Origin of the sequence: Chitinophaga filiformis, from assembly GCF_021646545.1 — a bacterium.
In the GTDB taxonomy this organism is placed as follows: Bacteria; Bacteroidota; Bacteroidia; order Chitinophagales; family Chitinophagaceae; genus Chitinophaga; species Chitinophaga filiformis_A.
On record NZ_JAKIRP010000014.1, the window covers coordinates 84,184 to 98,250 of the forward strand.

Annotated in this window: 12 protein-coding genes; 1 reads left to right on the top strand and 11 read right to left on the bottom strand. The window is 46.7% G+C overall.

The window, feature by feature from the left end:
- Positions 1-214: 214 nt before the first annotated feature.
- From L3C95_RS26625 to L3C95_RS26635, 3 genes are all read right to left on the bottom strand, one after another.
- Positions 215-793 carry a biliverdin-producing heme oxygenase gene (locus L3C95_RS26625; protein WP_236392535.1) on the bottom strand — a complete coding sequence of 193 codons (579 nt, stop codon included), beginning with the start codon at positions 791-793 and terminating at the stop codon, positions 215-217.
- Between the two features lie 76 nt (positions 794-869).
- Positions 870-1,319, bottom strand: a complete 450-nt coding sequence (locus L3C95_RS26630; protein ID WP_236392538.1) for a response regulator — start codon at positions 1,317-1,319, stop codon at positions 870-872.
- A gap of 263 nt (positions 1,320-1,582) precedes the next feature.
- A complete protein-coding gene (locus L3C95_RS26635) occupies positions 1,583-3,037 on the bottom strand; it encodes a S41 family peptidase (protein WP_236392540.1) in 1,455 nt (484 codons plus the stop codon).
- A 411-nt stretch (positions 3,038-3,448) separates the two neighbouring features.
- Between L3C95_RS26635 and L3C95_RS26640 the strand changes: the two genes are divergently transcribed.
- Positions 3,449-4,456: a glutamine synthetase beta-grasp domain-containing protein gene (locus tag L3C95_RS26640; RefSeq protein ID WP_236392542.1), complete on the top strand. Its 1,008-nt coding sequence runs from the start codon at positions 3,449-3,451 to the stop codon at positions 4,454-4,456.
- A gap of 92 nt (positions 4,457-4,548) precedes the next feature.
- Here L3C95_RS26640 and L3C95_RS26645 read toward each other — a convergent pair whose 3' ends face one another.
- The 8 genes from L3C95_RS26645 to L3C95_RS26680 all read right to left on the bottom strand — a co-directional run bounded on the left by L3C95_RS26645 (position 4,549) and on the right by L3C95_RS26680 (position 13,994).
- A complete protein-coding gene (locus L3C95_RS26645; RefSeq protein ID WP_236392544.1) occupies positions 4,549-5,310 on the bottom strand; it encodes a hypothetical protein in 762 nt (253 codons plus the stop codon).
- 120 nt (positions 5,311-5,430) lie between these two features.
- The gene (locus L3C95_RS26650) at positions 5,431-6,390 is read right to left on the bottom strand and encodes a hypothetical protein (RefSeq protein WP_236392546.1); all 960 of its coding nucleotides are present in this window, start codon (positions 6,388-6,390) and stop codon (positions 5,431-5,433) included.
- A 33-nt stretch (positions 6,391-6,423) separates the two neighbouring features.
- Positions 6,424-7,143 (bottom strand): DUF5018 domain-containing protein, encoded by a 720-nt coding sequence (locus L3C95_RS26655; protein ID WP_236392548.1) that lies wholly within the window; start codon positions 7,141-7,143, stop codon positions 6,424-6,426.
- Between the two features lie 22 nt (positions 7,144-7,165).
- Positions 7,166-7,951, bottom strand: coding sequence for an HmuY family protein (locus L3C95_RS26660; RefSeq protein WP_236392551.1), 786 nt, complete (start codon positions 7,949-7,951; stop codon positions 7,166-7,168).
- Between the two features lie 33 nt (positions 7,952-7,984).
- A complete protein-coding gene (locus tag L3C95_RS26665; protein ID WP_236392553.1) occupies positions 7,985-8,683 on the bottom strand; it encodes an HmuY family protein in 699 nt (232 codons plus the stop codon).
- A gap of 11 nt (positions 8,684-8,694) precedes the next feature.
- A complete protein-coding gene (locus L3C95_RS26670; protein ID WP_236392554.1) occupies positions 8,695-10,821 on the bottom strand; it encodes a TonB-dependent receptor plug domain-containing protein in 2,127 nt (708 codons plus the stop codon).
- Positions 10,822-10,854: 33 nt separating this feature from the next.
- Positions 10,855-11,877 carry an HmuY family protein gene (locus L3C95_RS26675; RefSeq protein WP_236392555.1) on the bottom strand — a complete coding sequence of 341 codons (1,023 nt, stop codon included), beginning with the start codon at positions 11,875-11,877 and terminating at the stop codon, positions 10,855-10,857.
- Between the two features lie 41 nt (positions 11,878-11,918).
- A complete protein-coding gene (locus L3C95_RS26680; protein WP_236392556.1) occupies positions 11,919-13,994 on the bottom strand; it encodes a TonB-dependent receptor plug domain-containing protein in 2,076 nt (691 codons plus the stop codon).
- Positions 13,995-14,067: the final 73 nt, after the last annotated feature.

The following is a 14,067-nucleotide window of genomic DNA, read 5'->3' on the forward strand; positions in this document are numbered from 1 at the left end:
CGAATAACCATTTTCGTACCAATTTGTACAGTTATGACGTACACTGGTCCTGTTACGATGTGTTTGGGGATGAAGTCCGGGGGGTGTGAAAACTATTCAATGTTCAGGTCTGCAGCTATACCAGCCTGGCTTTAGGTGTGATCCGGGCATTCCCGTAAAGTGTGGGGTCAGGATTTAATTTTTACTTAAAACAGTAAATAGCCTTAATGAATATTTATTGTTGCGCCTGTGCCGCGATGGCCCACGCCTTAAATTTCAGGAATGTGTCGGTGGCAGCATCCAGCATTCTTTGCCGCTGTTCTTCAGTACCATGGTAGCCATTAAGATAGTGGGCAAATGTTTCCCAGTAAGACTCCGTATCAGTGCCATATCCATTGAAAAAAGTCATGGCCCTGGGCAACTCCGGCGACTGTACGTTCCGCAGCAGCAGATGGTAGATCAGGTGTCCTTCCAATGTAAGGTATTCCAGTACATACATCACACCTAAGGCCTGGGCGTTGTCAGTGATCTCAGGCAGGTCTGTACTGAGGGAGGGTTCGGCTGCAGGCCCTCCGGTGATGGCGGCAATATCATCCAGCAGGAGAGGCGCCTTCCTTCTCCGTTCGAATCCTCCCGGAAAGGAAATATCCATATGCGCAGCAATATGCTGTTCCAGCGGATAATAATATCCGTAAAACAGTTCTAGCAGCCTGACATATTCCTCAGGCGTACTCACCTTCTTTATAATGGGGATTAGTACACTTTCCAGCTCCTGATGCTGTTTATTCGTACGTTCCCTTAACAATTCGATCATTGTACAATACAGTTATAAGTTGTTAAGAGTCATTAAAATTACGCTGAATAAACGTCAGGACCGTGTGGAAAGATTTCTACGGTAGTTGTACGACGGTAAACCAGTAAGTATGCAGCATGCGGGCAAATGCCACAAGATCAGAGAAATTGGCCGGTTTAATGGTATAACTGTTTACGCCAAGCTCATAACATTTTGCGATATCCTTCGCTTCGGTGGAGGTGGTCAGGATAATGATGGGTAACCATTTCAGGTTGGCATGTTCTTTTATTTCCCGTAAAGCTTCACGCCCGTCTTTTCGGGGCATATTCAGGTCAAGTAATATAATACTGGGAAAAGGGTATTTTTCATCATCTGCATATTTTCCCTGCCTGTTCAGATAAAACATTAGTTCTTCTCCATTCTCCACAAAAAGCAATTCAGCATCAGCGCCACTTTCTTCAAATGCCACCTTTATAAGCTCCCTGTCGTCTGCGTCATCATCTGCCACAAGTATACACTTCCTGTTACGTAGCACCTTTTTGATCATCCAGTTTTCGATTTAACGGCTAAAATTACTTAAATAAACTTGCAAAAATGTCAATAGCATGGGAATTGTGCCTTAGGTCCCATCATCTGCGATGATGGGACCTCTAAGGACTTATAAACTTAAAGAAACTTTATTATTGTGACTGAAAGTCGGATTTGGGCTTAACAAACAGCACTTTTAATTAGGAAGCTGTTGCAAAGGTATGCAGCAGTATACCTAAAGGCAGATCAAATCGGGAAAAAACATTACGATATAAGGAAATATTAGCGCAGTTTTAACCTCGTTTCAATCATACCATTAAAGGATACCGGTCCCATGTGTAATACTGGTTCTACCGGTGCAACCCTTCCGGATGGATGACCTTCTATATAATTCAGCGCGGACATTACACACGTTTCTCCCGGATCTCCAAAATCGTTTCTGACATCATCTTCAGCAGGTATATCCACGTCCATGCCATGGAAATAATCGCCATCTCCGTTGGCATTCTGCATATAAAAATTGGACAAGTACACGGTGTACTTATCGATCTTGATACCAAAGAAACCTACAGGCTTTCCGTAAGTCTTCGACCCTACCAGTTTTACCGGCATATAAGGCTTCAGGCTGTTAATAACCAGTTCACTGGCAGAGGCGGTATTACCACTCACAATAAATACCACCTGTTTCACAGAGTTAAGCGAACCATCACTGGTGAACTTAAATGTATTACCGGCAACGGTATAATCCAGATCAGCATAAGTAGCCCAGTGCCCATTCCACATCACAGGTTCGCCAGCACTGTTGCGGTACAGCTGCTCTTTCAGGATAGGCGCCTGCCCTTTCTGCAGCAAGTCGTTGAAGTACTCGATGTACATCACCTTACCATCCAGCGAATTTGGTGCTATCTGATTTGCCAGATATTCAGCAGATTCTGTATAACCTCCTCCGTTATAACGCAGATCCACTATCAGCGAGGTTACCCCATCTGTCACAAATTTGGCAAAAGCCTGGTCTATAGCTGCTTTAGTTACAGTCTTTGCAGAGAAACGGCCATATGCAATGTATCCGACTTTCTGCGTTCCTGCAGTGAGTGTGGCCGTTTTCAATACCGCAGAGGATGTATACTGGCTCTTCGTCAGGTTGACCACTTCAGGTACGCCAGGCGTCTTTTCAACCGCCATTGTTACGGTAGGGTTGTCCAGGGCCGCCTCGATGAATGCACCAGATGAAGCATTCACCGGGGTGCCATTGATAGACAGCACTTTCATTCCCCGGGTAAGACCAGCTTTAGCCGCAGGAGACGCCGGATATACGATACGGATACGGACCTCATTTCCCGAGGCGGAAAGCCCCAGTCCCAGATCGTCTCCTTTGTCATTGAGATCAATTGCACCCTTCCTGCCGCCACTAAGGCTTTCTTCTGTTATAAAGGAATATTTCGGATGACCGGGAACACCTGAATACTCATAGGCTTCACCGGTAAGAGGATTGGTCTTGAATTGTGTAATAGCGTACAGTTCCCGCTGATAATTGGACAGTACATTCCCGCCAGTCGCATATTGCCGGGGTTTAAAAACATCTACTGCAGGTAATGCATCATACCAGAGGTAGATCTGTTTGGCATAAAGATACAGTGAGTCCGTTGTTAACTGCTCCCGGGAACCTTCAGCAGGCGGGGTAGGTGTGTCTGTCTGCTTATCTTTTTTACAGGCAAACCATAACAAGGATAAAAACAAAAGTTGGACTAGGGAATAATTCTTTTTCACCGCGAAGGTTTTAAGTTGACCGTAGAATAGTACAATCCCATGAAATTACGAAAAAACGCAGAGAAGTGGCATATGAGCCGGATCATATATAATCAAAATACAATCACATTGTAGACAAAAAACCATTAATCCACCTCAAACAAATAACTAAAGCATTGTTTACCAGATTTTTAATATCCCCACTTTCGGGGACTTCTAATTCTTATTCCGGGGATTGACAAACACAACATTTATAACTTTCTTTGCACTTCGAATATTTGCCAGCTTTTATACACCACATTAGGGGAAACGGGATACAAAAATACACGAGGGATTGTCGTCTACAATCTCCTGACAACCATTTGTAATTAGTGAACATAATCCTTAAATATCGACTAATCAATGATCAAATTTGAGTACATCTGGCTGGATGGCTATCAGCCCACCCAAAGCCTGAGAAGTAAGACCAAAATCGAAAAGAGCTTCAGCGGCAAACTGGAAGACCTTCCAATGTGGAGTTTTGATGGTTCATCAACCAGGCAGGCTCCGGGCGGTTCATCTGACTGCCTTTTAAAACCTGTTTTCTTCGTTAAAGATCCGCAGAGAAAAGACGCGTACCTGGTAATGTGTGAAGTACTGGATGCTTCCGGTAAACCACACCCTTCCAATGGCCGCGCTACCATTGAAGATGACGATAATGACTTCTGGTTCGGTTTCGAGCAGGAGTATTTCTTATGGAATCCTGCCAGCAACAAGCCTCTCGGCTTCCCTGATGGCGGATATCCTAACCCACAGGGTCAGTACTACTGCTCTGTAGGTACCAACAACGCTTTCGGACGTGAGATCGTGGAAGAACACCTGGACGTGTGCATTGAAGCAGGTCTGAACGTGGAAGGTATCAATGCTGAAGTAGCTGCCGGCCAGTGGGAATTCCAGATCTTCGCTAAAGGTGCGAAAGAAGCTGGTGACCAGATCTGGATTGCCCGTTATTTACTGGAAAGAATTGGTGAGAAATATGGTGTTTCCATCAACTGGCATTGTAAACCATTAGGTACACTGGACTGGAACGGTTCCGGTATGCACGCTAACTTCTCTAACACCTTGCTGAGAACAGCTGGTAACAAAGTTATCTACGATAAAGTGTGTGAAGCCTTCCGCCCTGTTGTAAAAGAACATATCGACGTATACGGTGCTGACAACCATTTACGTCTGACTGGTCTGCACGAAACTGCGTCTATCCATGACTTCAGCTATGGCGTGTCTGACCGTGGCGCTTCTATCCGCATACCTGTAGCTACTGTAGAAAGAGGCTGGAAAGGTTATCTGGAAGACAGACGCCCGAATTCTGCAGCAGACCCATATAAAGTGGCTGCGCGGATCATCAAAACAGTAAAATCAGTAGCTGTGTAAGCGCTACTTTATGCATGTAAATAATTGAAAAAGGGTGCGTCATTTCTATGATGCACCCTTTCCTTTTTTCAGGCGGCTACCCTGGTACAGGACTAGTTAAGTCTCTTGTAACGGAATTTGAAGAAAGGATAGTTATTAGCCTGTACAGTACTGTTTGGCGTACCGTTTGAATACAGGTCCTGTAACTGTACTTTGTATTTCACACCTGCATCGGTAGTTACGATCAGGGTTACTTCCACACCCCATTCAGCGATAGGATATACAATGTGATTTACCACATCATAGTTATACCATCCCGGATGAGCAGTGTTGATAGTTGTATTGCCGGAAGGAGGAGCCATCAGGATACGGTTGTAACCGAATACGGATACAGTAGTACCTACAGTGCTGGCAGTCACATTAGCAAAGGAGGTTGAAGCGGTATATTGTAAAGTATAACCGGATGGCACTCTGATATCAGCATTGGCAGTACCGTTGAAGATCAGATCATAACCATCGCAGCCGCCATCATTGTCAGCAAGGCTGTAATAATAAGTAGAATGAGCAACATGCGGAGGATTGCCGGTTGTACCCTGTACGCCCTGGAAGAAGTTCGCCACATTATACACACCGCTGGCATCCAGTGTTACAGTACCATAAGTACTATCGCAGTTGAAAGAAACTGTCTGGCCGGTGCCGGGATTAGTTGCAGCAATAGTCTGGTCAGCACCTGTCAGTGAAGGTACTGCCTGGTCGCCTTCCTTCTGGCAGGAAGAGAAAATGGCTACTGATACCAGCGCCATTGCAACCAGCGAACGAGAAATATTTTTTGTAGTTTTGACTGCTGATTTGGGGGCAGTGTCTAAGATTTTCATTTTTAGAGTTTTAAAATGTTAAGGATAAGATATTTGTTCCCGGATCTTCCGGGAGCCGGACAGTTCCAGTGTCCGGCTCTCTTCATTTCCAGGACGGCAGCCGCCGTGAACAATGCTTATTTATTCTGTAATGATCAGAACCGGGTTTATTGTTCCTGCACGCAGGTATACCGTCGCTCCCAGATAGTTCCGGAACGCCGCATGTAAAAGATTATAGTTTCCCGGCGGAAAATCGGCCGGTATACGATAAGTAACACTCGTCAGATCAAACTCCACCAGCTCCAGGTTATAATACGTCTGACCGCCGGTCAGCCTGGCCCTTCCGGCCACCATTCCTCTCATATTCGCGCCGCTGAGTGTAAAGGTTCCTCCCCTTTTTAATGTGATGGCCGTTGTTACTCCCTCAACAGTGGGGAAAGGATAAATGATCTTCACATAATCCCTTTCACTGGTAAGCGTCTGCGCACCACTCACTATCTTCAGCTTATAACTTCCCGTATCCACCGCAGGCGTAGCGATATTGAGTGAATATTCATTGGCGCCCAGTTCCGTAAAACTGTTGATCACACACCTGGTCTCTGCCCCTGATGCCGTTACGAGGTAAGCGGCCGTGAATGTGGTATCCGGTATCACATAAGTAATGCCGCCAATGTCTGTGGTAGCATCCAGCCTTCCCACTACATCTGTTTCGTCATTGATCAGCAGGTCCGGCTGATTGACCACCACACGTAGCTTATAGGTAGCCTTAGCGCCTGTTTCTGCTGTAACTACGTAAGACACGCTGTCTTTTAAAGCTACCCCTACTCCCGATGCCGGCGATACCGCTGCACGTTCAGAGATAGAGATCAATGGTGCAATGGAATCGGGCAGCGGATGGTCGAAAGGCCAGTACAGTATAATACTGCCATTGCTGATAGCAGCAGGGATCGTGTCTCCAACACCTGCTACCACCTGGAAGGTCCTGAGCTCATTGTAAGGAGAAGGCGCCTGCACGGTTTCCTTACTACAGGCGCCTATGGTCAGCCATAGCAGTAAAGCTGCGGCCGTTAGTTGCATGGTAGGTATATTGAAAAGTTTCATGTACGCGTTTTGTTTTAGCTGTTAAAGGAGCGCTTAGAGCGATTGTATCTTTACCGGGTTCTTCATCGTGGCAGAACGGGTGTATGAGGTTACCTTAATCCGGTATAAACCTGCCGGCACCTGCTCTGCAGAAGGTACGGTAGCTCCTATCCTCGTTGTGTAGTTGTCGCCGTTCACCGCCGTGTACACAACATTGCCCTGCTCATTCAGATAACTGATGGTAGAGAAGATACCCAGCAGCTCCTGCTGCGGAATAAAATTCTTACCGGTAATATCAAAGAAGTTGAATTCAAAAGTAGCAGGCTTGCTGTGGTATAATACCGTTGGATTAGCCGGGTCGGGCGACAGCTCATCCAGCGTAATGTCTGGCTGCTGGGTGGTGAGCAGTAATTTATAGGTTGCCTTGCTCCCATCTTTTCCGGTCACTATATATTCAATATTCACTCCTTCGGTCAGCTTCTTCGTAATGCTGTCTATCAGCACGCCGCTGGCAGGACTTACAGTTGCGCCCTCAGAAACGGTGATTTCAGGCTGTATAGTGGTCAGATAGTAATAGTATGGAAGAATGACGGTGATCGTACCTTTATCGTCATTTACAGCCCCATATACAAGCTCTTCCGGCACATTGGTGATCTTGTAGGAAAGTATCCTGTTGGAAGCCTGGGCCGGCACTTCAATTGTTTCCGTTTCTTTACAGGCGGCCGCCAGCATTATTGCCGGTAGCGCCTGCAGTAGCAGGTGTTTGATCTTCATTGCGGGTATATATTGAGAATGATTATTTCAGGTCCAGCTGTTTGCTGCCATCTTTCTGAATGGCGTACTTAAACGTCACAAAGCCTGGCTTGTTCGAGCGTGTAGGTAGGTCTGGTGCTCCCTTGTAAATACTATAGATCACCATCTTGGCGTAATGTCCCTTCGCCGTTTTTATAATCAGCGTACGCGGCATACTATAGCAGATATGCGCTACACTGTCCGGATTCGCATCCGGGAACTGTAAACCGTAAAAGTCGTAAAAAGCCCATCCGTCTGTACTCGGACCAAAGTAATCCAGCCCGATACCATCGTTAGTAAGCAACTGATCGTCGCTGACCGGTACCGTTTTCACATGCGCAAATGCACTGTCGAACAGCCGGCGGGCAGGAATAGCCTTGAACGGCTTCTGCGGACCAACATAATACTCCGCATCGATGGCAGCATCTTTCACCAGGTAGATCCCTCCCACTCCAGGCCCGCCGTAACCAGGCGAATACTTTGCCTTTCCGTTATTGATAAGGATAGTACTGTTGTATGTACCCGTGAAGGCAATATCCCAGTTGGCCGTCTGTACCTGCGATGCCGGAATGGTCTTCTGATCTTCCAGGCTATAGTAGAATGCTTTTGCAGCAGCGCCGGAAGTAGCGTTGGTATCAGCAGCAAGGTTCACCATGGTGTATACGCCTGTCTTTACATCCACGGTGGCTGTGTCTTCCGGAGGATTTACATCCGGTGTATCAGTATCACTTTTAGAGCAGGCGATGGCAAACATGGCCAGGGCCACGCATAAGAGATTGGTCTTTTGCATAGAAGTTTAATGTGCTTAATCAGGTAATTACTTTCAGGGCGTTCTCAGGTTACGGCTTCCATCTTCCTGCAGGTAATAGCGGAAGGTGAAGTAAGGCGCAGGCCAGTACAGGTCTGTCACTGCCGGCGGATTTCCCTGGTATACATTGATCAGTTCCAGCTTGGCGTATTTCCCATCTGCCGTCATGATGACGAAGGTCCGGTTCCTGATGGGTATCGCCAGATGTGTGGTCAGTGAATAAAAGTACCAACCTGTATTATACACCTGCGGATAACCATCCCATCCTGCGAACTTCAGATTATGCTCTTTCATGTCCTCGGGCGAGGGTGCTACGGTAACCTTTGAATAAGGAGAATCCACCGCAACGATCAGCCCTTTTCCCGGGCCGCCGTATCCGGGCCCATTTGGGTTGCTGCCGTCATTTACATAGACCAGTGCATTGTACACATCCGTAAATGCAATGTCCCAGCTGGCGCTTTGCCTGTTGGCAGCCGAGCTGTCCCACGATTGCAGCTTGCTTTTCAGTTTAAAATAAAAAGGCTTGAACGGACGCCGCTCCTTCCCTTCCACGCCATCCGCAACAGAGGCTTCCGTATCGCCAGCCAGGTCGTATATCACTGTGCTGACGCCATCTTCATAGTTCGTCCTGGTGTCTTTATTCTCGTCCTTCTTACAGGACGCCATGGTTAACAGTATCGTTGTTAACAGACAAATATGGATTGAATGTCGCATGGTACTATTTATTATTTAAACATCCGCCATTTCAGTCCGGCCATGAGTATCCGTCCCGGTTGTCCTGGCATCAGCATATCAGTATAATTCATCAGGTTATCCGCTGTTAACTGCACGGATAAATGATCTTTACAAAATTTCTTTTCGAGTGATGCATATAGCATAGCATACCCCGCTATGAATGTATCGTACCGGTCCAGGAAGCGGTTGTTGTTCGCATCATCATACCCGGCCTTACTCCTGTAGGTAACGCGGAAGGTAGCGTTGATGCCCCATGGCGCATACTCATAGAATATCCGCATATTGGCCATATGCCTGGACCTGTTTTCAAGACCGATGTAGTCACTCACTTTCGATGTAGTTGTTTCACCGGTATTACTGTTCCTCACTTTATTGTAAGGATGGCCTCCTGCACGAATGGAATCCATAATCCCCCTGTCTTTTGCATACAGCAGCTGGTATCCTCCAGAGATGTCCAGTCCTGTTAAAGGACTTACAGACACACCGGCTTCTATACCCGCAGTATAAGACCTGTCAAGATTGATATAGGAATAAACAGGCTGATAATTAGTTCTTGTTGCCACCTGCACTGTATTGATGAAGTTGTGCAGGTTATTGTAGAAAACATTCACATCCAGCTTTACGGCAGTATGTGGCTGCACGCTGATACCGGCATTGTAAGACACCGATGTTTCCGGTTGTAGCGCAGCATTGATATTTTTTGCCACGGGCCTCACTTCACTGATCAGGCCTGCGGCCTGCATTTCTGCTAATGTGGTTGCCACCTCTTCTACTCCCAGTACAGTGTAACCCGCCTGTGGATTGGTAAAGACCTGATAGCGTTTCTTAAAATCAGGCGTTTTATATCCTGTACCGACAGCCGCTTTTAATATGATCCTGTCAGTGATGCTATAGCTGATACCTACACTTGGATTTAACCTGCCGCCATAGTAATTGTGATGATCATAACGCAGGCCGGCACGTGTGGTCAGTTTGCTGCATATCTTCCAGTCCCCCTGCAGATATGCATATTCACTACGCATATCATTGCCGTTGTGAAATTCTGTATCATCCATCCGCTCCAGGTTGATGCCCGCTCCGCCGGTAAAGGACAGCTTATCGGCAGGCGTATACAACACCTGTTCTTCAAAGCGGTGGAAGTATTGTGTAAATTCATTCTCCTTCAGCGTTGCCTGTTTGCCTGTGCTTACATCCTGGCTGGAACTGTAGCGGGTAAGATAGTATTGGCTATTGAGCCGGAACTTGCCCGTAAAAGCTGACTGCAGCACTGCAGATGCATTCACATCACTTTCACTCAACACATCCTTTGTACTGTTTTCCATCTGACCAGTGCCATACACTGATTCATTCAGTGAATTACGTAAAGCCCATCTGCCGGAGAGAAACAACTGCTGACTGTTACTGATGCGATAGCGCAAACGTCCCTGCATACTATAGCTGTCGTATGGTGGTGCAGTAGCCCCTCTGCGCAGATAGCTGTTTACATTATATCCATCCGTATGATAATAGTTGCCGGACAATGAAAGGGAGGCCTTCTCTTTCGCAAAAGGCATCTCTCCTTCCACTGTGGCATCCTGCGTATTTTGTGAACCGTAGCGCACTATCGCCTGTGCCTGCGGCGATGTGATCTTCTGCCGCGTAATGATGTTCACCACTCCTCCCAGGGCTTCACTTCCAAATAAGCTGGAAGAAGCGCCCTTCACAATCTCTATCCGTTCAATGTCTGACACGGTGATACGTGACAGATCAAAGTTCCCCGCATTTCTTCCGATCATCGGTTGTCCGTCTATCAGGATCAGGATATAGTCGGAACTGAATCCCTGCATCTGCATCCCTATAGCGCGTGAACCAGCAGCAATGTCATTGACGATGTTGACACCGGTCTGTTCCCGCATTACTTCATCCAGCCGGCGACTACCCATCATGTCCAGCGTTTTCCTGGTGATGACCGTTACCGGCATGGCCGCTTTACTGGTGAGCGTTTCCAGGCGTACAGCCTTTACTTCCACTCCGCGCAGGGCTTTCGCCTTAGTGGCAGTATCAGTCTGTGCCGTGGCCTTATAGGCGCCGGTACACAATAGTATGATAGTAATGCACAGTTCCTTTCCGGTATACATTGGTTGAAATGCTGGTACGAATAAAAGTTGCTTTTAGCTGGCCGATTTCACCAGTTTGTACTCAATAACAGGGTATCCTCTGGTACCTCCGTCATTCAGACCCATGCTGACGAATTTCAGTTTATAGTAATTGCCATTGGCATCCTTTACGATGTAATAGAAGTTTTTGTAGATACCATTACCTGTCGTAGCTCTCCAGCTGCTGCCGATAGCATCGCGTGTAGTAACAAAGGTCTGTGCAGCGATATTGTCTGCTGTGAAATTGTTATAGCTTACTATAGTGCTGTCTACCTTTGCAGCTGTCACACCAGCATACTGGTTGATCACTACAAAGTCAGAGAAGAAGTAAGGAATGGTAGCTGTATAGTAAGCTGCATAAGACCAGGCAATGTCCCACTCAGTTTTCTTAGGCTCTACATTTACAGTAGCGCTATTGTCCAGTGAGAAGAAGATAAAGTTGTACTTATTGTCCTTGCTGATATTCACAGATTTGATAGTCGTCTCTTTCAGCTTTGCATACTGCAAAGTATAACCGTCTCCATTGCGCGTAACAAGGATCTTATACCAGGTAGCAGGATCTGCGGCTGAGGCGTTCTCTGGTTTCACCAGGTAGACATGATTGGCCGATGCAGTAGCAGATACTTCAGCGATCGCAGTTTTAGTCAGGTCGCCAAATACATCGTCGATCATGCTCAGTGTACCTGCGCCCTGGCCGATAGCGAGGCTCACACCTGCAGTATCGTCAATGTTTACAGTATTGATATCTGTTTTACTCAGGGCTACAGCGCTCATGGCAGTAAAGCTATTGAGTATAACACGGTATGATGACCCGCTATAAAAGCCGAGCGACCAGCTGGCACGTGCTCTTGCGGAGGCAGAGTCTGAACTGAAGTCTACATAAACGGTATTAGGGGAGCCTGTACCACCGCCGCCATTCAGGGTCAGTTGCGAACCGTCTGAAGGAGGTATTACCACGGTGTTATCCTCGTCTTTACTACATGCACTGAATAATCCTGTTCCTATAGCAAGTACGAGAAAAAGTCTGCTTAATTTCATAGCCATCTTTTGTTTTTGTATTGTATTTATTTAATCAATAATTATTTTCTGCTGTTCCAGTTAAAGCTTATTCCTGCGAAGTAAGAGCGGCCATACCACATCGGCAAAATGCCTCCCGTCGCGTGTGCCTGTCCGCTGGTCAATGTTGAATTGCGGATATTGGTATTATCAAAAAGGTTCCTGACGCCTGCATTGACAGCCACATACTTCGTGATATTCTTCGTAGCTGTAAGATCTGCCTGGTGAAAGGCTTCCGTTCTCACCTCATGTATGAACGCCGGTGCATTCGTGGTGGTCACTTCTTCATAATCCGGCCGTTCACCACTGAATTTGTAAGAGAGGTTCAATGCCGCCCCTATCTTCCTGAAACGATAGGTAATGTTCGCATTCACTTCCGGCGTCCAGGTGAACTCCGGACTGGGATAGGTTTTATTGTACGCCTCATCGTCCGCAAACTGGTTATACCTACCTATGTAAGAGAAGCCTGCATTCACCTGCAGCTCTTTCCAGTTCAGCACTCCACTCAGTGTGCCACCTGTAGTTTTAAACTTACTGATGTTCACATAGGTAGACGTATCCGAACCATTGATGGTTGCGACATCTATCCTGTCATTGAAATCATTGTAAAATCCGGTTGCCGTTACATTCACACGTACAGGCCCTTTCTGTATTGCCTGCCAGCTTACTGATCCTGTGAAACTGTTTGAATATTCTGCCTTCAGATCACTGTTCCCTTTTATAGAATGGCTGGCGTCAAAGAAATAGAAGTACAGTTCTCTCAGTGCCGGCGCCCTGAAGCCACGGGCATAAGATAAACGCAGGTCCAGATTACTCCGTAGCGCAAACTTTGTATTAATGGAAGGGATCACTGGTGGTGCGTCATAAACGGAGTTCTTACTCAGTCTTACACCCGGGCGCACATTCAGCCAGCGTATTGGTTTAATCTCTGTGGAAAAGAACAGGGAATAATCACTGATATCCGGTGTACCCAGTATCCGCTCACCGGAGGAGCCGTCCCTGCGGTATTCAATACCGGGTTGAAATGACCATACCGGCGATAATGTATACTGTGCAGTTCCCCTGAAGAAGATCGTATTGAATTTGGAAACATCCTGCGCTCCTGCATCGGAAGAAAGCACTTCCGTATTGTTTGTAAAATCTTTGATAGTAGTACGTATCACCCTTTGGTACTGCTGATACGAAGCCGTACCATTCACACTCAGGGCTTTATTCACCTGCCATACTGCCTGCGCCTGATGCGTATAGCGATCTGTCAGGTAATGCTGGTCTGTTGCCTTGCCATTGTCAAAATTGATATCGCCTCTGCTGATGATATCTTCATCGAGATAATCGAGCCGGTACCATACTTTGAGATGATCATTACTATACCCGAATGAACCATTGGCCATCAGCTGATCTTTCGGTTTCCAGGCTTTCTTTCTGCCTGTCAGTGTATCACTCCATCCACCGAAATCATTGCGGGTAATACCACCGCCGGCAAAGAAGCCATTATGTCCCCACTGAAAGCCCAGGTTCTCATTATGTACACCTTTACCGCTAAATGCTGCGTATTCTTTTCCAACTGTCTCTTCCTGTACTCTTGCTGTAACCGACAACTGACTACCACCATGATACTTCTTCGTGATAATATTGATAACGCCAGCTAATGCGTCGGTACCATATACCACCGACATGGGGCCCTCAACTATTTCAATTCTTTCTATTGTATTAATATCTATCTGTGTAAGACTCTGCCGGGTGCTGCCCCTGTCAACCAATGGCACGCCATCCAGCAGTATCTTTACATTTGTGCCGGACATGCCCATTATTTCTACATCTGTTTCTCCCAGTGTGGCATCATTGGAGAAACGCACGCCCAGTTCATTATCCAGCACTCCCAATACATTAGTAGCGCCGCGCAATTTCATATACTCACCGGAAATGGTCCGTACCTGGTAAACCGATTGTTTCAATGACTGCGGGGTATATTGCCCTGTTACCACTACGTCACGCAAACGTACTGAATCAGCTATAACGGTAGCCGGTGCGACTGACTGCGCCCATGCGCCGTTGCACAATGCAATAGAAAGTCCCAGCACTGTAAGATGTGACCTCATAAAGTATAGTAGCGTTAACCCCTCAGAGTTGTTAGAACAAAAGATCCCCTGTCGCAATATTTGAATAAGACAA

Bases quoted from the DNA above. Each gene is read 5' to 3' on its own strand.
- L3C95_RS26625 (WP_236392535.1), bottom strand. From the start codon at position 793: ATGATCGAATTGTTAAGGGAACGTACGAATAAACAGCATCAGGAGCTG.
- L3C95_RS26630 (WP_236392538.1), bottom strand. From the start codon at position 1,319: ATGATCAAAAAGGTGCTACGTAACAGGAAGTGTATACTTGTGGCAGAT.
- L3C95_RS26640 (WP_236392542.1), top strand. From the start codon at position 3,449: ATGATCAAATTTGAGTACATCTGGCTGGATGGCTATCAGCCCACCCAA.
- L3C95_RS26645 (WP_236392544.1), bottom strand. From the start codon at position 5,310: ATGAAAATCTTAGACACTGCCCCCAAATCAGCAGTCAAAACTACAAAA.
- L3C95_RS26650 (WP_236392546.1), bottom strand. From the start codon at position 6,390: ATGAAACTTTTCAATATACCTACCATGCAACTAACGGCCGCAGCTTTA.
- L3C95_RS26655 (WP_236392548.1), bottom strand. From the start codon at position 7,143: ATGAAGATCAAACACCTGCTACTGCAGGCGCTACCGGCAATAATGCTG.
- L3C95_RS26660 (WP_236392551.1), bottom strand. From the start codon at position 7,951: ATGCAAAAGACCAATCTCTTATGCGTGGCCCTGGCCATGTTTGCCATC.
- L3C95_RS26665 (WP_236392553.1), bottom strand. From the start codon at position 8,683: ATGCGACATTCAATCCATATTTGTCTGTTAACAACGATACTGTTAACC.
- L3C95_RS26670 (WP_236392554.1), bottom strand. From the start codon at position 10,821: ATGTATACCGGAAAGGAACTGTGCATTACTATCATACTATTGTGTACC.
- L3C95_RS26675 (WP_236392555.1), bottom strand. From the start codon at position 11,877: ATGAAATTAAGCAGACTTTTTCTCGTACTTGCTATAGGAACAGGATTA.
- L3C95_RS26680 (WP_236392556.1), bottom strand. From the start codon at position 13,994: ATGAGGTCACATCTTACAGTGCTGGGACTTTCTATTGCATTGTGCAAC.